Raw genomic sequence first — 21,771 nt, 5'->3', positions numbered from 1 at the left:
TGCGGAGCAAAGGGCGAGGACGGCCCGCAACTCGAACCAGGCGGAACAATGACATGTCGCACATCGATGCCATGACCGATAAACCCAAGGCCCCCTGGCTCGCTCGCCTGACCGGGCGCTCCGAGACCGTCATTCCGCTGGTCCGCCTTCAGGGTGTTATCGACAGCGATATCCGCGCCGGCCGTCTCAATATCGCTTCGGTCGGGCCGCTATTGCGCCGCGCCTTCGGCGTCAAGAATGCGCCGGCCGTCGCTATCGTCGTCAACTCGCCCGGCGGCTCGGCCGTCCAGTCCCGGCTGATCGCCAAATATATCCGCGACCTTGCTGCCGAAAAGGACAAGCAGGTGCTTGTCTTCACCGAAGATGTTGCGGCGTCGGGCGGCTATTTCATCGCCACGGCCGGTGACGAGATCATCGCCGACCCGTCCTCGATTGTAGGGTCGATCGGGGTGATCATGGCCATGTTCGGCTTTGTCGACGCGATCGCCAAGCTCGGGATCGAGCGCCGCCTCTATACCGCCGGCAAGAACAAATCGACGCTCGATGCATTCTTGCCCGAGAAGGAAGAGGATGTCGCCCGCATCAAGCAGATGGAAAACGACATCCATGAGGTTTTCATCGATTGGGTGAAAGAGCGCCGAGGCCACAAGCTGAAGGGCGATGTCGACCTGTTCACCGGCGAGTTCTGGACCGCAAGACGCGCCATCGAATACGGCCTGATCGATGCCATCGGCGACATGCACTCGACCCTGCGCGCCCGCTTTGGCGAGAAGGTCAAGGTCTTGCCGATCAAGCCCAAGCGGGGGCTGTTCTCGCTGCCGCGCCTGCCATTCGCGCGGGTCGAGGCCGGTGCCGGTTCGATCGGACACGATCTCGTGGCCGCCATAGAAGACCGCCTGCACTGGAACCGTTTCGGTCTATAATCGGCCGGTGAAGGAGACTTTGTTTGACCCGACTTATTCTGCTCGTCGTTGTCTTTGCCGTGCTGTTTTTCGGCATCCGCGCCATTGCGCGCTCGTTCAGCGACTATTTCAAGACCGTTGATGATGACACCCGTAAGCGCGACCGCGCCGAGTCCAAGCGGCCCGACGTCATCGAACTCAAACGCGACGAAGACGGCGTCTATCGTCCCCGCAGCGGCGACGAGACCAACAAGGATGACGAGCGCCGCGGCTAGGGGGGATGCAAGCCGGTTCCGCCCCTTTTTGACAGCAATCCGATGCGCGGGGACCGGTTGACCGCTTGACCCGCCCGGTTCGCGCTCATAGGGTCGCGCCGCTTCCCAGATTTGGCCCGGACCGCACCCGAAATGACCGCCGATATCCCCGCCCACATGGACCCCCGGAATTCTTTCCAGGGGCTGATCTTCACGCTCCAGAACTATTGGGCGGACAAGGGCTGCGTCATCCTGCAGCCCTATGACATGAATATGGGTGCGGGCACCTCGCACACGGCCACGGCGTTGCGCGCGCTCGGCCCCAGGCCCTGGAACGCGGCCTATGTGCAGCCTTCGCGCCGCCCGACCGACGGGCGCTATGGCGATAACCCCAACCGGTTGCAGCACTATTACCAGTTCCAGGTGATCCTCAAACCTTCGCCCCCCGATATCCAGGACCTCTATCTCAATTCGCTTTATGCCATCGGCATCGACCGCGAGAAGCACGATATCCGCTTCGTCGAAGATGACTGGGAAAACCCGACACTCGGCGCCTGGGGTCTGGGCTGGGAGTGCTGGTGCGACGGCATGGAAGTCAGCCAGTTCACCTATTTTCAGCAGGTCGCCGGCTTTGAATGCAACCCGGTCGCCGGCGAGATCACCTATGGTCTCGAGCGCCTTGCTATGTATGTGCAGGATGTCGAGAACGTCTACGATCTCAACTTCAACGGCCGTAGCGGCAATGACCGGGTGAGCTATGGCGATGTGTTCCTGCAGAACGAGCAGGAACAATCGAAATACAATTTCGAGACCGCCGACACCGAGATCCTGTTCCGCCACTTCAAGGACGCGGAAAACGAGTGCCGCGCCATTCTCGAGGCGGGGGACGAAGGCGAGCGCCACACCATGGCCGTTCCCGCCTATGAGCAGGTGCTGCGCGCCTCCCATGCTTTCAACATGCTCGATGCCCGCGGGGTGATCTCGGTCACCGAACGCCAGAGCTACATCCTGCGCATCCGCGACCTCTCCAAGGCCTGCGGCGCGGCCTGGCTCAAGACCGCCGGCGGCGGCGCCTGACCCCCGGATTTCCGGGCAATTCACCTGTTGCAAAACTGCCACGTCCCGACTGTGGATGAATTGTGGCGGCTTTCCGGCCATTGCAGGGCGGTAAACATCCGTTAATACTCTGGCAAAACGGCGCCGGCCGCGGGGATTCGCTTTGTGAGGGCGGAGCCGTGGGGCAAGGGCGCTGAGGGATCGGTCTGAGGGAGACATCAATGAAGGCTTTGAAACTCGCAACCGTCATGGCGCTGGGTCTGGGCGTTGCCGCCTGCCAGCCGGGGGATCCGTGCTATGACAACGAAGAAATCTGCGCGCTGCTCGCCGCCAAGGTGCTGATCGGTGGCGCATTGATCATCGCCAACAACGAAGAAGAACACTCACCGGGCTGATGACCCGTCGGAGATTCTCGTGAGGAGGACGCCATGAGAGCTTTGAAATTCGCGATCGTGACGGCGCTGGGTCTGGGCGTTGCCGCCTGCCAGCCGGGCGACTCGTGCTACGACAAGGAAGAGATCTGCGCGCTGCTCGCGGCCAAGGTCGTTGTCGGCGGCATTCTGATCGCCAACCACGAAGACCGGGATCGCTAGGACTGATTGAATACGGCTCGGACTGAAGCGGTCCGGGCTTTTTTTGGCAAATCGGTCGCGAACGACCGTAATTCGGGGGTAGTCCAATGAGAGCATTGAAACTGGCGGTCATCACCGCGCTGGGTCTGGGCGTAGCCGCCTGTCAGCCGGGCGATCCTTGCTACGACAATGAAGAGATCTGCGCATTGCTTGCAGCCAAGGTCCTGATCGGTGGAGCGCTGATCGTGGCTAATCACGACGAAGAAATCGATTAATCGGACGGGTCGCCTTGTGCGGCCCGTTTCAATTTGGAGAAGGGAAGACAATGAGGGCTCTTAAACTCGCAACTGTCATGGCATTGGGTCTTGGCGTTGCCGCCTGCCAGCCGGGTGACCCGTGCTACGACAACGAAGAGATCTGTGCGCTGCTCGCGGCCAAGGTGCTGATCGGTGGCGCGCTGATCATCGCTAATCAAGAAGACGAAGTCTGATCGGTCGACGGAGGAAGCTGGACATGAAAGCTCTTAAACTCGCAACCGTGATGGCATTGGGCCTCGGCGTCGCCGCCTGCCAGCCGGGTGATCCGTGCTACGACAACGAAGAGATCTGCGCACTGCTCGCGGCCAAGGTCCTGATCGGTGGTGCACTGATCGTCGCCAACAACGATGAGAAAAAGCCGGTCACCTGATCGGCTGACGGGGAAACCACGTGAAGGCACTCAAACTCGCGACCGTGATGGCACTGGGGCTGGGCGTTGCCGCCTGCCAGCCGGGCGATCCATGCTACGACAACGAAGAAATCTGCGCGCTGCTCGCGGCCAAGGTCCTGATCGGCGGTGCGCTGATCATTGCCAACCACGAAGACGACGTCTACGTGCCGTAAGCGAACGGTGTGAAGTGTCCCGGGGGCGGTGACTGCAGCCGGGTTGCGAAACCAAGTGACGGACCGTCCGGCAATTTTGCCGGGCGGTCTGCTGCGCGCCTGGCCTTTTTGTTCTTTCCCTTAGTGCTTCGGCCCTTCATGATTCGACCCTCCGTGAGAAGCGGTTCTTGCGTCCCGGGCCATTCGCGCCGGGCAGTGCACGGCGCCTCGATCCCGACCGTGTGATCTCGCCAGACCCGCTATGTTGACGGATCTCAATAACCCGGTCTTCCGACATCGGCCTTCCAAGTCCGACCTGACAAGTCCGACCTTCTCCGACCTTCCTATGCCAACCTGCCAAGTCCAACCTGCCAAGCCCAACCTACCAAGCCCAACCCGCCAGGACCGGCCTGCCAAGTCCGGCCTACCAAGACCGGCCTGCCAAGACTGACCCGACAAGACTGACCCGCCAAGACCAACCGTCCGAGTCGGGTTCCCTTGACCGGACCTGCTGGCGGTTTCTGGGGTAACCCCTTCATAGCGCCGCAAAAACATTGAAACGCCATCCTGCCCGTATAGACTGCGGGAGAACCGCGCCTGCTTCGGGCGCCGGGTGAACGCGCAGGGCATGCTGCGCGCCAGCACAAGGGGTTGGGGATGGAACTCGGGCTGATCCTTCTCGTCATCATCATTGCCGTCGCCGGTTATGCGATCGTCATCTATAACGGGCTGGTGAAGAACCGGCAGCTGGTCGAAGAGGGCTGGTCGGGCATCGACGTCCAGCTCAAGCGGCGCTGGGATCTCATTCCCAACCTGATGGAAACTGTCAAAGGTTACATGACCCATGAGCGCGAAACGCTCGATGCGGTCACGAGCGCCCGCGCTGCAGTGCAGCAGGCAAGCGGCGATGCCGGGCCGGCTGAGCGCGGTCGTCTTGAGGGTCTGCTTTCCGGCGCGCTTGGCAAGCTGATTGCGGTCGCTGAGGCCTATCCGGATCTCAAGGCGAACACGACCTTCCTCGAATTCCAGGATGCACTGCGCACCGTCGAAGACGAGATCCAGCTGGCCCGCCGCTACTACAATGGCGCCGTGCGCAATCTCAACGTCCAGGTCGAAAGCTTTCCCTCGAACATCGTCGCCAATGCCTTCTCCTTCACCAAGGCAGAGTATTTCGAACTCGAGAACGAGGTGGAGCGCTCGGTCCCGAATGTTTCGTTTTCCTGAGGCCCAAGGGGGCAGAAATCCGGTCAGAGATCTGGCCAAAAACCCGGTTCGAAGCCTGACCACGGGCAGGGTGGTCATCCGCGCCCTGCTGGCGCTGTGCTTCGCGCTGATGCTGGTGCCGGCCCAGGCCGCCGAGGTCATCCGCTCGTTCTCCGCTGACATTACGCTGCTCAAGAATGGCAGCGTCGATGTGACCGAACACATTCAGGTGCGCGCCGAGGGGCGCGATATCCGCCGCGGCATCTTCCGCGATATCCCGACAGTCCTCGAAAACGACGATGGCAGCCGCGTGCGGTCCAACCTCGAGGTGGTGGCTGTCACGCGGGACGGTCAGCCCGAAAACTGGTTCACAGAATCGATCCGCGATGGCACCCGGATCTATGTCGGGGAATCCGACGTCTTCCTCGATCCCGGCGTCTACGATTACACCATCCGCTACACCATGACCCGGCAGGGCCGGCGGTTTTCCGATCACGACGAACTCTACTGGAACGCGACCGGCAATTTCTGGACCTTTCCGATCGAGAACGCGGTCGCCTCCGTCACCCTGCCCGAAGGCGCGGTGATCGATGAAGTGCGCGTTTTCACCGGCGAGCAGGGCTCGACCGAAAGCCGCGCCAGCGTGCAGATGACCGCTGATAACCGGGTCATCGTGCGCGCCACCGAAGCCTTTGCCCCCTATGAAGGGATGTCGGTGGCTGTCGCCTTCAACAAAGGCGTGCTGACGGAACCCGATACGACCCAGAAGGCAGTCTATTTCCTCTCAGATCACCGCGACCTGGTGTTTCCAGGCATCGCCGTGCTGATCGTGCTGCTCTACAATTTCTTCGCCTGGGACTCGGTGGGCCGCGACCCGAAAAAGGGCACCATCGTGCCCCTGTTCTATCCGCCCAAGGGCTATTCCCCGGCGCTGGTGCATTACATCCACCGCATGGGCTGGAAGAAGTCGGGCTGGACGGCCTTCACCGCCGGCATCGTATCACTGGCGACCAAGGGGCTGATCCTGATCCGCAAGACCGGCAAGAAAACGCGGTTCGAAGTGACCGATGCCGATTCCGTCGAATTGCCGCCCGGCGAAAAGGTGCTTTACGACTGGCTGCGCTCGCGCGGTGAGGTGGTTATCGACAAGTCCACCGGTGCCACCCTTCACGAAAAGCAGAAGGCGTTCCTCAAGGTCATCGAGGATGAAAACCGGCGCGCCTATTTCAACCGCAACACGGGCCATATCTTCCTTGGCGTCGCGATTTCCGTCTTGGCGCTGGGCGGCCTGCTGGTTACCGGCATCCTCGAACCGCTCTGGCTGATCTTCGCCTTTATCGGCGGCATCTTCATCGTCACCCTGTCATCCGCCATTTCCCGGCTGATCCTGGTGGCAGGCGCGGCGCGCTTCATCGCCATCGGCATCGTGACGATCTTCGCCTTCAACTTCCTGCCGGTGGTGTTTGCGCTCGGCACCGAGGTGAATTTCAACACCGGCGCCATTGCAGCCATTACCATCGTGGCCATCAATGCCCTGTTCGCCGTCCTCATGCGCGCGCCCACCGTTCAGGGCCGCAAGCGCATGGACGAGATCGACGGCTTCAAGATGTATCTGGAGACTGCCGAAAAGGAACGCCTCAACATCAACAAGGAGCCGGAAATGACCGTCTCCCGCTTCGAGGCAATCCTGCCTTATGCCATCGCGCTCGGCGTCGAAAAGCCCTGGACCGAGCATTTCGAAGGCGAACTGGCCCGCAATGCCGTGCGCGATGTCGATACCGGCTACAAGCCGGTCTGGTATTCGGGCTCAAATCTGCGCCCCTCCAACCTGTCGTCCGATATGGGTGCCATGACCGCCGGCCTTGCCACGGCGATGGTCGCGGCCCAGCCATCTTCGTCCTCCTCCTCCGGCTTTTCGGGCGGGGGCGGATTCTCCGGCGGCGGGGGCGGCGGCGGCGGCGGCGGCGGCTGGTGACCTCGCTTGCCGATCGGGCACTGGCAGCGCTGGTCAGCCTGTTATTGCTGGCGTCTCCTGTCCTGGCTGATGACGCGCGCGACTGGCATATCCAGAAGCTGATCGCCTGCCATGACACGCCGCAGGCCCTGCCGCTCCTGTTAAGTCTTGCCGACGCAGGTGCTATCGATCCAGCCGCACCGGCCTTCAGTCAGGACGGCGAGAATTGCTGGCGGGTCGAGGGCGGGCTTGATATCGCCGGCATACCCTTTGCGGCGGTTTGCGTGGCAACGGCAGATCCCTTCCTGATCAGGCAATTTCCTGACTTCTTCTACCGAACCTATGGCACCGCCCCGCCCGAGATTTTCGCGCTGATCTCCGATCAAGCGCCTGACGAACTGGCTGCTCCTATTGCCGCAACACGCGGCTTTTACGTCGACCCCGAGCGCATCGAGCCCGATTACGCGGAAATCGGCCGATCAAGGGTTGCCTGCGCCCGCTTCTGATCCGCCGTCCAGCAACGCACCCTCGAACGCATAGGCGCGCCCGAACCCGGCATTGAAGCTGACGCTGAGGGGCGTGAACACGATGCCGATGAAATCCGGCAGGTCCGCATAGAGCGCTGACTTGGGCTGTGCGGTGAGACAGGCGGCACGCACCGCAGCAAACGCGGCATCGTCCCGCCGCACAGCCCGCGCTTCGCACTTCAGCATCAGCCGCGGATGGGCGAGCGGATCGCCTTTGCCCGTTTCCCCGATCATCAAGGCGCACCTCTCATCGTTGAGGAGCGCCGGGGTATGGGCCGTGAGCCCGGAAACCAGCGCTGCCACCCGGCCCTGCTCAAAGGGAGCGATCCCGATCCGCGTCACAACCGGCCAGCCATCCTCGGGCGACAGGCTGCCAAGCGCCGCATGCCGTGCGGCGGCAATCATCGCCCGCGCCTCTGTGAGAACTTCGGGGGTAACCGGGAGCCGGCCATTGTTCGGCGGAGAGGCGGTCATGATGGCGTAGGGGCGCTCCGGTCTGACGAGTTGGCAATAGACATTCATCGAGCGGCTTGTTACGCAAGCCCGCCCGCATACTTCTGGGCCCGCATATTCTTGGACTGGCCGGACCTTCGCAATGCCCGAATTGCTGCTTGAACTGTTCTCGGAAGAGATTCCCGCGCGCTTTCAGCGCCGCGCCGCCGACACCCTCAAGAAAATGGTGACCGATGGTCTCGTCGAAGCGGGTCTGACCTATGCCGGCGCAAAGGCCTTTGTGACGCCGCGCCGCCTGGCGCTGACCGTCTCCGGCCTGCCGGCCAGTTCGCCCGACCGCCGTGAAGAGCGCAAGGGACCGCGCACCGATGCACCCGAAAAGGCCATCGAAGGCTTCCTGCGTGCAGCCGGTCTCGCCAGCGTCGATCAGGCGACCGTGCAGTCGGACCCCAAAAAGGGCGATTTCTACGTCGCCGTGACCGAAAAGCCGGGCGAGCCCGCCCCCGAGATCATCGGCGCGCTTGTGCCCAAAGTGATCAAGAGTTTCCCCTGGGCCAAGTCGATGCGCTGGGGCTCGGGCACCATGACCTGGGTGCGCCCGCTGCGCGCGGTTCTGGCGGTGTTTGCGACCGACAATGACGAGACCGAGACGATTTCATTCGAGGTCGACGGCATTCACAGCACCGATCTGACCTTCGGCCACCGCTTCATGGCGCCGGACGCTATCCGCGTGCGCCGTTTCGAGGATTACCAGCCCGCACTAGAGAAGGCGAAAGTGATCGTCGATCTCGACCGTCGGATCGACATGATCCGCACCGATGCCGAGCATCTCGCTTTCGCCGCTGGCCTGGAGGTGATTTCGGATGAGGGTCTGCTCGAGGAAGTCGCAGGGCTCGTCGAATTCCCCGTCGTGATGATGGGCGCGTTCGACCCCGAATTCCTCTCGCTGCCCGAAGAGGTGATCATCACCACCATCCGCGCCAACCAGAAATGCTTCTGCCTGCGCGACCAAAAGACCGGCAAGCTCGCCAATCGCTTCATCCTCGTCTCGAACCTTGTCGCAAGCGATGGCGGCAAGACGATTGTCGCGGGCAATGAGCGCGTCATCCGCGCCCGCCTGTCGGACGCCAAGTTCTTCTATGATTCCGACATCAAGACCCCGCTCGAGGATCGCCTGCCGCGGCTCGAAAGCGTGATCTTCCACGAAAAGCTCGGAACCCAGCGCGCCCGCGTCGATCGCCTCGTGGGTCTGGCGGGCACCATCGCCGATCGGATCGGTGCCAGCCGGGCAGAAGCAGAGCGCGCCGCGCTGATCGCCAAGGCGGACCTGGCCACCGAGATGGTGTTTGAGTTCACCGAACTGCAGGGCCTGATGGGGCGCTACTACGCCACGGCCCAGGGCGAAAGCGAAGCCGTCGCGACCGCCATCGAGATGCACTACAAGCCGCTCGGCCCGTCCGATGAGGTGCCCACCGAGCCGGTCTCGATTGCGGTGGCGCTGGCCGACAAGCTCGATCTGCTGACCGGTTTCTTTGCCATCGACGAAAAGCCCACGGGCTCCAAGGATCCCTTTGCGCTGCGCCGCGCTGCGCTCGGCGTCATCCGCATGCTGGTCGAGAATGGGATTTCGCTTGACCTTTCTGACGGCCTCGTCGAGGCGCCTTCGGATCTCCTGTCCTTCTTCCATGACCGGCTCAAGGTCATGCTGCGGGATCAGGGCGCACGGCATGATCTCGTTGACGCTGTGATCTCGGAGACGAGCGCCGACATGCTGGTGATCACCCGCCGGGTCGAGGCCCTGTCGGCATTTCTCGGCTCCGATGCCGGTGCCAATCTTCTCGCCGGCTACCGCCGTGCCGCCAACATCCTCGCCGCCGAGGAAAAGAAGGACGGCAAAGCCTTTGACGGGTCGGTCGACACCGCCAGCCTTCCGAGCGACGAGAGCCACGCGCTGGCAAGCGCCGTCATCGTCTGCGAGGAGGCCGTGTCCGCCGCGATCGCCGAGGGCGATTTCGCCGATGCGCTCGATCAGCTGGCCGGGCTGCGCGAGCCGGTCGATGCCTTCTTCGACAAGGTGCTGGTCAACGATCCCGATCCCGAAATCCGCGCCGGCCGGCTCAACATCCTGGCGCGGCTGCGGAATACGATGCATTTGATCGCGGATTTCTCTAAGGTGGCCGGATAGGGACACGCGTTTGGGGGAACCGGTTTGGCACAGAGCGTCTCGCTCCTCGGCATTCCGCACGACGTCAATTCGAGCTATCTGACCGGCGCGGCGCTGGCGCCGGCCCGTATCCGGGAAGCCATTCACTCGCCTTCGGCCAATATGTGGACCGAAACCGGGGTCGATCTCGGCGCCAGCGAAGACTGGCACGATGCCGGCGATATCGCGGTCACCGACCTCAAGGGCGAGAGCGCCTTCACCGCCATCAAGGCAGCGGCCACCGCGCTGCTGGCCAATGAGCATCGTGTGCTGTCATTCGGCGGCGACCATTCGGTGACCTGGCCGCTCATTGAGGCGCATCTCGATTTCCACGAGGACCTCAATATCCTGCAGATCGATGCCCATGCCGATCTCTATGCAGATTTCGACGACAACCCTTATTCCCATGCCTCGGTCTTCGCACGCATCATGGAGACCAAGAAGGTCGCGCGCCTCGTCCAGGTCGGCATACGAACGCTCAACGAGCACCAGCGCAACCAGGCCAAGCGCCACGGCGTCGAGATTTACGAGATGAAGGACTGGCGCAACGTCACGGCGCTGCGCTTCGATGGCCCTCTCTATGTCACCATCGACCTCGATGGTATCGACCCTGCCTATGCTCCCGGCGTCAGCCATATCGAGCCGGGCGGGCTGAGTTCGCGCCAGGTCATTGACCTCATCCATCGGCTCGATGCCGACCTGGTCGGCGCCGACATCGTTGAGCTGAATCCCCACCGCGACGTGAATGGCATGACGGCGATGCTCGCCGCCCGCCTCGCCAAGGAATTGAGCGCCCGGCTGCTGGAGGGGTGAGGGGGCGCACCTGCCTCCTGGCTAGGAAGCCGCCTTGCGCTTCCTTGGCTTGAACGGCTCCATGCCCTCATTGGCCAGTTCGTCGGCCCGCTCATTGCCGTCATGCCCGGCATGACCCTTGACCCAGTGAAAGCTCACATCGTGGCGCTTGAGCGCCTCATCCAGCGCCTGCCACAGTTCGGCATTTTTCACCGGCTTCTTCTGCGCCGTCTTCCAGCCATTGCGTTTCCAGCCATGGATCCACTTGGTGATGCCGTCCTTGACGTAGGAACTGTCCGTATGCAGCTCGACCTTGCAGGGGCGCTTGAGCGCGCTGAGGGCCTCGATGGCCGCGGTCAACTCCATGCGGTTATTGGTGGTTTCCGCCTCGCCGCCCTTGAGCGCCTTGGTCTTGCCGTTGAATTCCAGCAAGGCTCCCCAGCCGCCGGGGCCGGGATTGCCCGAGCAGGCGCCATCGGTATGGATTATTACGGTATCAGCCACGCCACTCGTCTCGCGTCAGGTCGAAGAATTGAAAAAGGGCACCGGATTCAAGCGGCGCCTGATGAGTCCGGCGCATGCCGATCTTTTCGAGCACGCGCAAGGATCCCGGGTTTTCAAGGTCGGCAAAGGCAATGAACCGGTCGCCGAACCCCTCATTGAAAAACCAGTCCCTGAGGGCCATCGACGCCTCACTTGCATAGCCCTGTCCCCATGCCGACCGGCAAAGGGCGTAGCCGAGCTCTGGAACCGCCTCGCCGTCCCCTCCGCTTCCCAGCATACCGAAGCCGGCGCGACCGAGGAAATCTCCGCGGTCGCGGCTCGTGACGCGGAACTTGCAGAACCCGTGCCGGGCGTGGTCCGCTGCCCATTGGCTGAGCCGCTCGCGTCCGCGCTCACGGCTCTCGGGCTTGCCGCGCGCGCTGATATAGCGGGTCACTTCAGGGTCGGAATGCAGGGCGAAGATGTCGTCGAGATCGGTGTCGAGCCAGGTAGAAAAGACCAGCCTGTCGCTTGTCAGGACGGTCGTTCGCTCGCTCATGCGGGCACGGCCCGCAATTCTTTCGGCAGGTTGAACGAGATGGTCTCCCGCGCGGTCACATTCGAGGACACCGAGATGTCATAGCGCGCGCCGAAGGCCTCGATGATCTCATCGACGAGCTGTTCGGGTGCCGAAGCACCGGCGGTCACGCCAAGCCTCGAAATGCCGGCGAAGAAATCCCAGTCGATATCGCTGGCGCGCTGCACCAGCGCGGCCCTCGGGCAACCCGAGCGCTCTGCGACTTCGACCAGGCGCATGGAGTTCGAGGAGTTCGGGGCACCGACCACGATCATGGCATCGACTTCAGGCGCGATCTGCTTGACCGCTTCCTGCCGATTGGTGGTGGCGTAGCAGATGTCCTCCTTGTGCGGACCCTGAATCGCCGGGAACCGCGCCTTGAGCGCCGCGACGATGTTGGCCGTGTCATCGACCGACAATGTCGTCTGGGTCACGAAGGCCAGCTTTTCCGGATCGCGGGGCTCGAACGCCGCCACATCGTCGACGGTCTCGATCAGGCTGATGGCGCCATCGGGCAATTGTCCCATCGTACCGATCACTTCGGGATGTCCGGCATGACCGATCAGCAGCACTTCCATGCCATCGGCATGATGGCGCTGGGCCTCGACATGTACCTTGGAGACGAGTGGACAGGTCGCATCGAGATAGAACATGGCCCGCTTTTCGGCATCCAGCGGCACTTTCTTGGGCACTCCATGCGCCGAAAAAACCACTGGCGCCTCGGTGTCGGGGATCTCGTCGAGTTCCTCGACAAAGACTGCGCCCTTCGCCTTCAGGCTGTCGACGACATATTTGTTGTGCACGATCTCGTGCCGCACATAAACCGGCGCACCGTATTTCTGGAGCGCCAGCTCCACGATCTGGATGGCACGGTCCACCCCGGCGCAAAAGCCGCGCGGGGCGCACAGAATGATTTCAAGTGGGTCGGTCTTGGCCATGGCCCGGACATGCGCTTTCGATATGGCGAAGTCAAGATCGTGCAGGATCGCAATTGCCCGGCCCGCGCCTTAACCTGCGGCAATGGCTGTGGTTGCGGCGCGCCGCCGTGACAGGCAATATGCACGAAATTCGCATTGCCCTTCAAAGTGGTCGACCGTGTCCCTCGCCCCCGAACAAGAGATTGTGGCCATCGCCCCGGCCCGGGGCAGCGCCAGCCTTTCGGCGGCGCAGCGGCGCCTGTTGACCGGCAAGGCGAAATGGCTGGATGCGGTCTCCCGCGCCGGTCTGCCCGTCTGCCCCACCGTGGTCATCACCCGTGGCGCCTGGGAGGCGTTGCAGGCAGAAAAAGGGCGGGAGAGCAAACTGCTCAGCGCCTGGGTGACCAACCTTTTGAAGCTCGTGCCGCCCAACCAGTCACCGCCGCCGCTTGCCGTGCGCACCTCCGCGCCCGTGCATCAGGCCGGGCTGGCACGCGCACGGCTCGACGTGCCGGCCCCGGGCAGCCCTGCCGAATCCATCGATACCGACAGGCCGCTCGCCCGCGCCATTCAGCGCGCTTTTGATTCTTACGGTCTGACCGGTCCGGTCTGGGTGGAGGAAACCGAACGCCGCGCCCGCGACCACGAGATCGTCATCGTGCAGTCCATGGCGCCGGGCGCGCTGGCGCAATTCCTTTCCCGCGATGCACAGACGGGAGCCATGGGACCGACCGCCATCGCTGGCTCCACTCATGAAGGTCTGTCACGGCTTGGTGACCGCGCCAGCAAAATCGCCGCCGTGGTCGATGCGGCTGCCGGCGAACACATGGCCTGCCTGGTTGCCGGTTCAGGCCAATCCCTGGTCTTCCTCTCGGCAAGACCGGTTCAGGTCGGCGCTGCCGCGATCCTCGAAGCCGCACGCGACCGGGTCGAATCCGGTGTCTGGTCCCCGCTTCAGGCCGTCTCCAGCATCGATGCCGAGCAGATCCCGCAATTGCTGCATCCGCGCCTTGCCTCCAAATCACGCACCGAGCCGATCGAGACGGGCCTCGGCGTGTCGCCGGGGGCCGCCAGCGGCGAGATTGTCTTCTCGCCCGAGGATGCGGCCCGCACCCGCGCCCGCGGCAAGCATTGCATCCTCGTCGCCATCGAGACCGGCCCCACCGACATCGAAGGCATGAAGGCGGCCACCGGCATTCTCACCGCCCGTGGCGGCATGACCAGCCACGCCGCCGTGGTCGCCCGCATCACCGGCAAACCATGCGTCGCGGGTGTCCGCTCGCTGCAGATCGATCATGAGGCGATGACCTGCCAGATCGGCAACCGCACCTTTTCTGCAGGCGACAAGATCACCATCGAGGGCACCACTGGCCAGATCTATCAGGACGCTTTGCCGCTCTCGCGTCCCTCGATGGGGGGCGCGATCGGCAAGCTGCTCGATTGGGCCGACGGCAAGCGCACTATCGCCGTACGCACCAATGTGGAAACCGTCGAGGCGGCGCGCACTGCGCTGTCATTCGGCGCCGAAGGGATCGGCCTCGCCCGCTCAGAGCACATGTTCTTTTCCGCCGAGCGCATGGTGGCGCTCCGGCGCCTCATTCTCTCCGAATCCGAAACTGACCGCACCGAAGCGCTCAAGGGCCTCGTGCAGTACCAGGCCGGTGACTACGCCGATCTGTTCGCCGTCATGCCCGGCAAGCCGGTCACGGTGCGCCTTTTCGATCCGCCACTGCATGAATTCCTTCCGCGCACCGAAGAGGATATCGAGGAAACCGCGGCCTCGCTCGGCCTGTCGGTGAGGGTGTTGCGCGCCCGGCTAGACCGGCTCGACGAGGTCAACCCCATGCTTGGCCATCGCGGCTGCAGGCTGGCCATCTCGCATCCCGACATCCTCGACATGCAGGTGCGGGCACTGATCGCGGGGCTGCGCACCGCCGCCGACCGGCTCGGCCCCATGCAGCTCGAGATCATGGTGCCGTTCGTGGCCTCGTCGCGCGAGGTCGCCTGGGTCCGCAAACAGGTCATGGGCCTGCTCGATGCGGAGCGCATTGTCGAGGACGCGCATCTCTCGGTGCTGTTCGGCACCATGATCGAATTGCCGCGCGCCTGCTTCCGCGCCGGGGAGATTGCCCGCCATGTCGATTTCTTCTCGTTCGGCACGAACGATCTGACCCAGACCACTTATGGCATCTCCCGCGACGATGCCCCGGCCTTCCTCGCCCCCTATCGGCGCAAGAACATTTTCGATCACGACCCCTTCGTCACCATCGATCAGGACGGCGTGGGCGAATTGATCAAGATGGCCATCGAGCGGGGCAGGGATGCCAATCCTCATCTCAGGATCGGGATCTGCGGCGAACATGCAGGCGATCCGAAATCCCTGCGATTCTTCTCTAAGCTCCCCATCGACTATGTGAGTTGTTCGCCCTACCGGGTGCCGGTTTCCCGCCTGGTACTGGCCCAGATGGCCGCCGCCTAGACCATCGTGCGAAGAAACGGATGCCGGTTTTTCGCAACAACAATGCGACCACTCAAGTGTCGGTGACGCTCCGATTCCACGCGAACGCTGTCTCCCGCACCGCCCAGAAATCGCCGGCCGGACGCCTGTAATCGGCCCGCAAATCACCCTTACCGTGTCACGCCAGCGCCCCGACCGCGCCCGATCACCCGCGTTTACCGGTCATCAATGTTAATCATTGATGATGGGGAACAGGCGAATGCGATGCATCCGCTCGGTTTTCAGTGTGTGTAGTAGTTGCGTATCTATGGCGTTTGACCGGCGTAAAAGACCTGCCCGACGGGTATTGAGATTGATCGACGGGCTGGTCCGGGTCACCACTCTGACCGTTGTCGGCTTTTTGTGCTGGGCAGTGCCCGCCACTCCGTTCCTCACGGTACCGGGGCCGGCCATGGATCCCGAGATTGCTCAGATGCAGCTTGCCGCCGCCAGCCTTGGCGTCGATAACACCGTGACCGATGCCGTCACCGCCACGCCGGTTCTGGCGGTCGCTGCAGCCGATCCTTTCCATCAGACCGTTTTCCGGGGTCCCAACCGCGCCGCCAAGCGCGACCGTGCGCGCCCCAGACACACCGCCATCGAGATCGCAGAACTCTTTGCGCCCACCCGGATTGCCATTGCCGAGGCGCGGCTCGACAAGGTCCGCAAGGAGGCAGAAGCCGCCCGCAAGGCCGCCGACGACAAGAAGGCCGAGGAGCGCCGTCTCGCCGAGACCGAACAGCGCATACGTCTTGCAGCCCTGTCCGGGCGCAACGTCAACTCTTCCAACGCCGCGCTCGACGCCATTTCGGCGCTGTCCGGCGAAGTCGTGCGCGATCCCTCGATTCCGTTCCCGGTTGCGGTGCCGCGTCAGCTCGCCTATGCCCGCGACAGCGCACCCGAGACCGTTCACCGCGGCACCATGCAACCCGCGCTCGACGTTTCCGCGCGCGAGTTCAAATGCATGGCCGAAGCGATCTATTTCGAAGCGCGAAGCGAATCCTATCGCGGACAGGTCGCCGTGGGGCAAGTCGTGCGCAACCGAGTCAAGCACAAGGCTTATCCTGGAACCATCTGCGCGGTGGTCTACCAGAACCAGACCTGGCGCAATCGCTGCCAGTTCTCATTTGCCTGTGACGGCATTCCCGAGCATGTGAACGAGCCCAAGGCCTGGGCGCAGGCCGAAAAGATCGCCCGCGATGTGATCGACGGGAACGTCTATCTCTCCGAAGTGGCCAACGCGACCCACTACCACGCCACCTATGTCAGCCCGCATTGGGCACCGCGCATGAAGCGCGTTACCCGGATCGGACTGCACGTCTTCTACCGGTTCAGAGGGGCCTAGCGGCGCCTCGCGCGGTAGAGAGGGCGGGGTTCACCGCGGGAGCGGAGCGGCCACCAGAACCTTTCCCTAGAAGCAGCTCACAAAGCTGTCGGATTCGATACAGTTTCCGGTGTCCGTCAGGATGGCTCTGCCACCGCCTCCCGGGATCTCCTGGGTAAGGAAGTAGCCGGGCTCGCCGGCCCGCTTGATCTCGAGCGGGCCTGCCATGAAGGTAAAGGAACTGGCGAGCGCCATGTTCGCTGCCACCTGCGCGGTGTCTGCCGCCCACGCCCGTTCAACTGTAACGCCGGGATAAAGCACATTTGGCGAGGCCAGGGCGTCAGTCGAATAGACCCCGGTCGTACTCCACACCACTTTCACCTGCTGGCTGCGGCCATAACCGACCTTGGTGACGCTGGCCTGGGATGTGGGGACCATGTCGACCGTGTCGTCGAACGTGACCTTGTAGCTGCGCCCATCGATCTTCACCAGCTGGCTCGGATCGATCGCCATCGCCGGTGCCGGCGATTCATCGGCAAAAGCCGGCATGGTGAGACTGTGGCCCGACATGAGGGCGCCGGTTCCCAGCACGGTAACGGCGAATACGGTCGTTACGGCAAGGGGGGTGTTCATGTCTGCTACTCCCGAATTGAGACACTGGTTAACTGGTTATCAACCATATCTCGCCGGGCGGCGCAAAGCATCGATTAACACGCAGTTAATCGATAAAATTGTAACGATTTCAATATTTTGGAATACCCGTAAGGGTTTAGCGCAGTCCGGTTGGCGCTGGTGCGAGCGCGTCAAAGGCCTCGATGAACCGGTCATGCGCCTGCTGGGTGGGCCAGGGACGAATCAACTGTTCAAAACCGGGAAGATCGAAACCGGGTAGGGCGGGGGCGCCGAAATAGCGCCGCGCTTCATCCGGCTCGAATCCGGCGAGATTGACAGCTTCGTGATAGGCCGCCTCACGGTCCGCCGCCTTGATCAGTTTGGCGGTTGCGGAGGGGGTAATGGCCGGCAAGGAGAATCGCAGCTGGATGGCACCCAGCAGGCGCTTTTCGACATCCTTGTAGTCGCCGCCCATCGCCGCCTTCAAAGGCGAGATGATATCGCCCATGACATATTCGGGCGCATCGTGCAGCAGCGCGTGCAGCCGTCCCTTGTCGTCGATTTCCGGCTTCAAGGCGGCTGCGACCTCGAGCACCAGCACCGAATGTTGGGCTACCGAATAGGCATAGTCGCCGCCGGTCTGCCCGTTCCACCGCGCCACCCGCGCCAGACCATGGGCAATGTCGGTCAACTCGATATCGAGCGGGGAGGGATCCAGCAAATCGAGCCTGCGGCCCGACAGCATCCGCTGCCAGGCCCGAGCCTGTGTGCGCGCCATGATGGTCCCCCGGGCTCAGCCCTCTTGATCGCTGGTTTCGCCTGCCGGCGAGTCGTCAAAATCGTAGCTCGCCCAGCCGGGCACCTCAAGACTGACGGCCACATCGCCGATGGTGCAGGCCAGCGCATCCTTGACCCGGTCGAGCCGCGCCACCATCACGCCGTGCCCGCCATGAGCCGCCAGGATTTCGCCGACGGGCTTGTCGGCGCTGGTTACGGTGTCGCCGGGCGTCAGTTCAACCTCGGCATGCACCAGCACCGGGCGTTTGCGCAGCTTGGACTTGTGCTGCATGCGTGAGACCACTTCCTGGCCCACAAAGCATCCCTTCCTGAAATCGATGCTGCCGGTCTGGTCCATGCCGATATCATGCGGGAATACATCCGATTGCGGGACATCGACGCCGACATCGATGATCCCGGCACGGATCCGCGCGGCCTCGAAGGCCGCTGCATTGCCCGTCCAGGCTTCCGCTTCGGCCATCGGCGCAATCACCCGCATGCCGAGCCCTTCGGCGCGGCCATCGGCATAGGTGAACCCGCTGCTGGTGGTGGGGAATTCCGCGCTCCAGCCCAGCGCATGGGATTCGGAAAGGTCCTCGATCTCCACCTTGGCGCGCAGACGATAGAGCGTCATGCGCTTCACAAAGGCGGCGGTGTCGGCCATGGGCAGTTCGAACCAGTAGGCGCCGTCGTGCTCGGCTACCAGCCCGGCAAACATAACCTTGCCCTGCGGGGTGAGGAGCGCCCACCACTTGCCGCGCCCGTCAAAAGGCGAGCGGAAGTTTGCCGTCAGCGTGTCGTGCAGCAGCTTTTGCGCGTCTTCTCCGGCAATCCGCACGATTCCCCGATCGAGCCTGGCTATTTCGCTCATCCTTGCTCCTTCACCTTGTCCGGGAGCCTTTGCCCCGTTAAACCGGCGCCATCACCCTTACGCAGCGCCGGAGACCTCAATGACTGATAGATATGACCTCGTCTTGACGGGCGCCACCCTTGTGAACCACGCCGGTCGCGCCGAGGCCGATATCGCGGTCACAAATGGCCGTATCGCTGCCATCGGCGATCTTTCCAACGCCAGCGCGGACCGGACCGTTGACTGCAGGGGGCTGCACATCCTGCCCGGCGTCATCGACACTCAGGTCCACTTTCGCGAGCCGGGCGGCACCCACAAGGAAGACCTCGAATCCGGTTCGCTGAGCGCGGTCATGGGTGGCGTGACCGGCGTCTTCGAAATGCCCAACACCAACCCTACCACGACCAATGTCGAGGCGTTCGAGGACAAGATCGCCCGCGCAACCAACCGCATGCATTGCGACTTCGCCTTCTATGTCGGGGGAACGCGCGAGAATACCGCCGAGTTGCCCATGCTCGAGAAACTGCCCGGTTGCGCCGGAGTGAAGGTCTTCATGGGCTCCTCGACCGGCAATCTTCTGGTCGAGGACGATGGCGGTGTCGAAGCGATCCTCCGCGCTATCTCCCGCCGCGCCGCTTTCCATTCGGAGGATGAGCCCCGGCTCGAGGCCCGCAAACCCGAGCGCATCGAAAACGATCCCCGCTCACACCCGGTCTGGCGCGATGTCGAGGCAGCGCTGATGTGTACGAAACGCCTTGTCGGCCTCGCCCACAAGACCGGCAAGCGCATTCACGTGCTGCACATCTCGACCGCCGAGGAAATCGTCTATCTCGCCGATCACAAGGATGTGGCGAGCGTCGAGGTCACCCCCCATCACCTGACGCTCGACGAGACCGCCTATGACCGGCTCGGGACCTATGCCCAGATGAACCCGCCGGTGCGCAATGCGGCCCATCGTGAGGGCATCTGGCGGGGCGTCGACAATGGCGTTGCCGATATCCTTGGTTCCGACCATGCGCCCCATACCCGCGAGGAAAAGGACGAGCCTTATCCGAATTCGCCCTCGGGCATGACGGGCGTGCAGACGCTGGTGCCGATTATGCTCGACCATGTGAATGCCGGGCGGCTGACCCTCGAGCGGTTTGTCGACATGACCAGCCACGGCCCCCAGCGCCTGTTCCAGATTGCCGGCAAGGGCCGCATCGCAGTCGGCTATGATGCCGATTTCACCATCATCGATCTGAAGAAGCGCGAGACCATCACCAATGAGTGGGTCGCCTCACGGGCCGGGTGGACCCCCTATGACGGTGTCACCGTCACCGGCTGGCCGGTCGGCACCATGGTGCGCGGCAATATGGTCATGTGGCAGGGCGAGTTGACCGGCGCCTCTCAGGGGCAGCCGATCCGCTTCGGCGAGGCGCTGGTTCCCGGCGCCTGAGGCGCTCAGTCCCCGGCGATGAAATAGAGCCAGTCGCCATTGGCCGCGATGCCGACCCGGTAGAAATACCAGCCGCCAAAGGCGCGCATTTCCTCGAGATCGGAATGGCTGACGATCTTGTAGGTTTCCACCAGTTCTCGCGGCGAAAGCGCATCGAGATCCATGGCCGAAAAGGCGGGCCAGACATAGATCGGCTCGCCGCTATCTTCCCCGATGATCGAATAGGGCGCTTCGAGCAATTCCGCCAGGATGCCGAGCAATTCGCGTCCCGCGCCGTCATTTGACGCCGTGCGCAGATGGTCGATGGCATCCGTCGTTACGCCAAATGAAACATTAGGCGGCCGGTCCTGGCTTTCCACCAGCGGGCGCAGCGCCTCGACATCACCGGTCAGTGCCGCAGCGATCAGAGCGTCGCGCGTTGCCGCAACGGGTGCCGGCAACACCGACAGATCGCGCCTGATCGCAGCATGATCTGAGGAATCAGACCTGAGATCCGGTTCCACCGCCGGTTCAGCAGTGGCGATGCCAGCGGAATCCGGTTGTGTCGAAGCGAGACCGGGCAGTCCCTGCGCGCAAAGCGCAACAACAAGGCTGACAAAGGCGAGACGCGGAACACTGCGCCCCCGCCACCGTCTCAGGTCTGCGGCCGGGCGCATAGGCTTATGTCCTTCTCGATAAGGCGCGCCGCGCGCCATTGCGGGTCGAGGCGCGATCCGCGCCCCGGGCCGGATCAGGGCCTATTGCATGGTCCTGTCGATGCTGTAATCGCCGAATCGCACGCGCTCCGGCAGCTTTTCGACCAGATCGGCCACGGCATCCTCGCCATAGTGGCGCACAAGCGTGGCGATGGCGGCAAACAGCGCCGCATGCGCGAGCGCTTCGCCCTGAACGCCGTCTTCCTCGGCGCTCGACCAGGCATCGGCGAGATATTCGAGGGCGAGCTGGCGCGCTTCGTTGTCGCGCTCGAACTTGCCGGTTCCCCACAGACTGTCAAACATCAGCTACTCTTTTCTGGACGCAAATGCATTAACACGCCCGCCCGCCACAGGCGTGTTGCATGTTACTGAAAGGTTAACACGGTATCACAAAACACCGTTAATCCGATAGCGCGCTTTCACTCGGCAAACCGCGCATGGATCTCCCGGGACAGGGTTTCCGCCTCGGTCAGAAACCGCTCCAGCGCCAGCATCTCGGCATCTCCGCAGCGCTGGTGCAGCCGGGCGAAATCCCGGTATCCATCATTGAAGGCCCCAACCAGCCGCGAACGCCGGTCTTCGTCCGGCTGATCGAGATCGATGAGGTCGGCGGCCTGCAGGCGCCAGTCGATTTCCTCATGCCCGCAAAGCGGGTGCAAATAGTGCAGGCTTCCCATGACTTTGGTCAGTCTTTCGAGCTGCGCCTGGTAAGGCGGATCGACAGCAAAGCCGGGCAGGGTGGTTCCCGCCAGGGTGAATATCGCTGTCAGGATCAGGATCAAGCGCCGCATGGCCCGCTTTTATCGCCCGCAATGGGGCAGCAGC

At 63.0% G+C, this 21,771-nt stretch carries 26 protein-coding genes and 1 pseudogene; 17 read left to right on the top strand and 10 right to left on the bottom strand.

What is annotated here, in order from left to right; translation table 11 throughout:
- The first annotated feature begins 53 nt into the window (after positions 1-53).
- From G489_RS0113615 to G489_RS0113560, 12 genes are all read left to right on the top strand, one after another.
- Positions 54-923 (top strand): S49 family peptidase, encoded by an 870-nt coding sequence (locus G489_RS0113615; RefSeq protein WP_407059834.1) that lies wholly within the window; start codon positions 54-56, stop codon positions 921-923.
- Positions 924-946: 23 nt separating this feature from the next.
- A complete protein-coding gene (locus tag G489_RS0113610; protein WP_029041993.1) occupies positions 947-1,177 on the top strand; it encodes a hypothetical protein in 231 nt (76 codons plus the stop codon).
- 132 nt (positions 1,178-1,309) lie between these two features.
- Positions 1,310-2,233 (top strand): glycine--tRNA ligase subunit alpha, encoded by a 924-nt coding sequence (locus tag G489_RS0113605; RefSeq protein WP_029041992.1) that lies wholly within the window; start codon positions 1,310-1,312, stop codon positions 2,231-2,233.
- 200 nt (positions 2,234-2,433) lie between these two features.
- On the top strand, positions 2,434-2,607 hold the full coding sequence (locus tag G489_RS22475; protein WP_155889407.1) for a hypothetical protein: 174 nt from the start codon (positions 2,434-2,436) through the stop codon (positions 2,605-2,607).
- Between the two features lie 33 nt (positions 2,608-2,640).
- Complete coding sequence (locus tag G489_RS22470; protein WP_155889406.1) at positions 2,641-2,805, top strand: hypothetical protein; 165 nt, start codon at positions 2,641-2,643, stop codon at positions 2,803-2,805.
- Between the two features lie 86 nt (positions 2,806-2,891).
- Positions 2,892-3,059 carry a hypothetical protein gene (locus G489_RS22465; protein WP_155889405.1) on the top strand — a complete coding sequence of 56 codons (168 nt, stop codon included), beginning with the start codon at positions 2,892-2,894 and terminating at the stop codon, positions 3,057-3,059.
- A 50-nt stretch (positions 3,060-3,109) separates the two neighbouring features.
- Entirely contained in the window at positions 3,110-3,274 is a 165-nt protein-coding gene (locus G489_RS22460) for a hypothetical protein (RefSeq protein ID WP_155889404.1), read from the top strand.
- Between the two features lie 23 nt (positions 3,275-3,297).
- Positions 3,298-3,471 carry a hypothetical protein gene (locus G489_RS22455; RefSeq protein ID WP_155889403.1) on the top strand — a complete coding sequence of 58 codons (174 nt, stop codon included), beginning with the start codon at positions 3,298-3,300 and terminating at the stop codon, positions 3,469-3,471.
- 20 nt (positions 3,472-3,491) lie between these two features.
- Complete coding sequence (locus tag G489_RS22450; RefSeq protein ID WP_155889402.1) at positions 3,492-3,665, top strand: hypothetical protein; 174 nt, start codon at positions 3,492-3,494, stop codon at positions 3,663-3,665.
- A 636-nt stretch (positions 3,666-4,301) separates the two neighbouring features.
- A complete protein-coding gene (locus G489_RS0113570; protein WP_029041991.1) occupies positions 4,302-4,868 on the top strand; it encodes a LemA family protein in 567 nt (188 codons plus the stop codon).
- Positions 4,852-6,822, top strand: coding sequence for a DUF2207 domain-containing protein (locus tag G489_RS0113565; protein ID WP_162142436.1), 1,971 nt, complete (start codon positions 4,852-4,854; stop codon positions 6,820-6,822). Before G489_RS0113570 ends, G489_RS0113565 begins: the two co-directional genes overlap by 17 nt.
- Positions 6,819-7,307 carry a hypothetical protein gene (locus G489_RS0113560; protein WP_029041989.1) on the top strand — a complete coding sequence of 163 codons (489 nt, stop codon included), beginning with the start codon at positions 6,819-6,821 and terminating at the stop codon, positions 7,305-7,307. Before G489_RS0113565 ends, G489_RS0113560 begins: the two co-directional genes overlap by 4 nt.
- Here the strand turns inward: G489_RS0113560 and G489_RS20620 are convergent.
- On the bottom strand, positions 7,281-7,850 hold the full coding sequence (locus tag G489_RS20620; protein ID WP_051332649.1) for a pyridoxamine 5'-phosphate oxidase family protein: 570 nt from the start codon (positions 7,848-7,850) through the stop codon (positions 7,281-7,283). The two genes, G489_RS0113560 and G489_RS20620, sit on opposite strands and share 27 nt — an antisense overlap.
- A 73-nt stretch (positions 7,851-7,923) precedes the next feature.
- Between G489_RS20620 and glyS the strand changes: the two genes are divergently transcribed.
- A complete protein-coding gene (gene glyS / locus G489_RS0113550) occupies positions 7,924-9,966 on the top strand; it encodes a glycine--tRNA ligase subunit beta (protein ID WP_029041988.1) in 2,043 nt (680 codons plus the stop codon).
- A 24-nt stretch (positions 9,967-9,990) separates the two neighbouring features.
- Entirely contained in the window at positions 9,991-10,797 is an 807-nt protein-coding gene (gene speB / locus G489_RS0113545) for an agmatinase (protein WP_029041987.1), read from the top strand.
- Between the two features lie 21 nt (positions 10,798-10,818).
- Here speB and rnhA read toward each other — a convergent pair whose 3' ends face one another.
- Genes rnhA through ispH form a run of 3 tightly spaced genes read right to left on the bottom strand, consistent with a single transcriptional unit; the run spans position 10,819 to position 12,774 of the window.
- Entirely contained in the window at positions 10,819-11,280 is a 462-nt protein-coding gene (gene rnhA, locus G489_RS0113540; RefSeq protein WP_029041986.1) for a ribonuclease HI, read from the bottom strand.
- Positions 11,273-11,818, bottom strand: a complete 546-nt coding sequence (locus G489_RS0113535; protein ID WP_029041985.1) for a GNAT family N-acetyltransferase — start codon at positions 11,816-11,818, stop codon at positions 11,273-11,275. The genes rnhA and G489_RS0113535 overlap by 8 nt, the downstream gene beginning before the upstream one ends.
- Complete coding sequence (gene ispH / locus G489_RS0113530) at positions 11,815-12,774, bottom strand: 4-hydroxy-3-methylbut-2-enyl diphosphate reductase (protein WP_029041984.1); 960 nt, start codon at positions 12,772-12,774, stop codon at positions 11,815-11,817. Before ispH ends, G489_RS0113535 begins: the two co-directional genes overlap by 4 nt.
- A gap of 157 nt (positions 12,775-12,931) precedes the next feature.
- Here ispH and G489_RS20615 point away from each other — a divergent pair, with 157 nt between their 5' ends.
- Complete coding sequence (locus G489_RS20615) at positions 12,932-15,232, top strand: putative PEP-binding protein (protein ID WP_162142435.1); 2,301 nt, start codon at positions 12,932-12,934, stop codon at positions 15,230-15,232.
- A gap of 961 nt (positions 15,233-16,193) precedes the next feature.
- Positions 16,194-16,595: pseudogene (locus G489_RS22800) on the top strand (cell wall hydrolase); the annotation flags it as partial.
- A 66-nt stretch (positions 16,596-16,661) separates the two neighbouring features.
- Here the strand turns inward: G489_RS22800 and G489_RS0113510 are convergent.
- The 3 genes from G489_RS0113510 to ygfZ form a co-directional block, all read right to left on the bottom strand.
- Entirely contained in the window at positions 16,662-17,207 is a 546-nt protein-coding gene (locus tag G489_RS0113510) for a hypothetical protein (RefSeq protein WP_029041983.1), read from the bottom strand.
- A 136-nt stretch (positions 17,208-17,343) separates the two neighbouring features.
- Positions 17,344-17,964, bottom strand: coding sequence for an HD domain-containing protein (locus G489_RS20605; protein WP_035872796.1), 621 nt, complete (start codon positions 17,962-17,964; stop codon positions 17,344-17,346).
- 15 nt (positions 17,965-17,979) lie between these two features.
- Positions 17,980-18,834 (bottom strand): CAF17-like 4Fe-4S cluster assembly/insertion protein YgfZ, encoded by an 855-nt coding sequence (ygfZ, locus tag G489_RS20600; protein ID WP_051332646.1) that lies wholly within the window; start codon positions 18,832-18,834, stop codon positions 17,980-17,982.
- A 79-nt stretch (positions 18,835-18,913) separates the two neighbouring features.
- On the opposite strand from ygfZ, the gene G489_RS0113495 reads away from it, so the two are divergent.
- Positions 18,914-20,251, top strand: coding sequence for a dihydroorotase (locus G489_RS0113495; protein WP_029041982.1), 1,338 nt, complete (start codon positions 18,914-18,916; stop codon positions 20,249-20,251).
- Between the two features lie 5 nt (positions 20,252-20,256).
- Here G489_RS0113495 and G489_RS20595 read toward each other — a convergent pair whose 3' ends face one another.
- From G489_RS20595 to G489_RS0113480, 3 genes are all read right to left on the bottom strand, one after another.
- Complete coding sequence (locus G489_RS20595) at positions 20,257-20,907, bottom strand: hypothetical protein (protein ID WP_051332645.1); 651 nt, start codon at positions 20,905-20,907, stop codon at positions 20,257-20,259.
- Between the two features lie 81 nt (positions 20,908-20,988).
- Positions 20,989-21,249 carry a hypothetical protein gene (locus G489_RS0113485; RefSeq protein ID WP_035872792.1) on the bottom strand — a complete coding sequence of 87 codons (261 nt, stop codon included), beginning with the start codon at positions 21,247-21,249 and terminating at the stop codon, positions 20,989-20,991.
- Positions 21,250-21,365: 116 nt separating this feature from the next.
- Positions 21,366-21,737: a TIGR02301 family protein gene (locus tag G489_RS0113480; protein ID WP_029041980.1), complete on the bottom strand. Its 372-nt coding sequence runs from the start codon at positions 21,735-21,737 to the stop codon at positions 21,366-21,368.
- Positions 21,738-21,771: the final 34 nt, after the last annotated feature.

The organism is Cucumibacter marinus DSM 18995, from assembly GCF_000429865.1.
GTDB lineage: Bacteria > Pseudomonadota > Alphaproteobacteria > Rhizobiales > Devosiaceae > Cucumibacter > Cucumibacter marinus.
The sequence above is the reverse complement of the archived record's forward strand: the minus strand, read 5'-3'. Positions and strand labels throughout refer to the sequence as shown.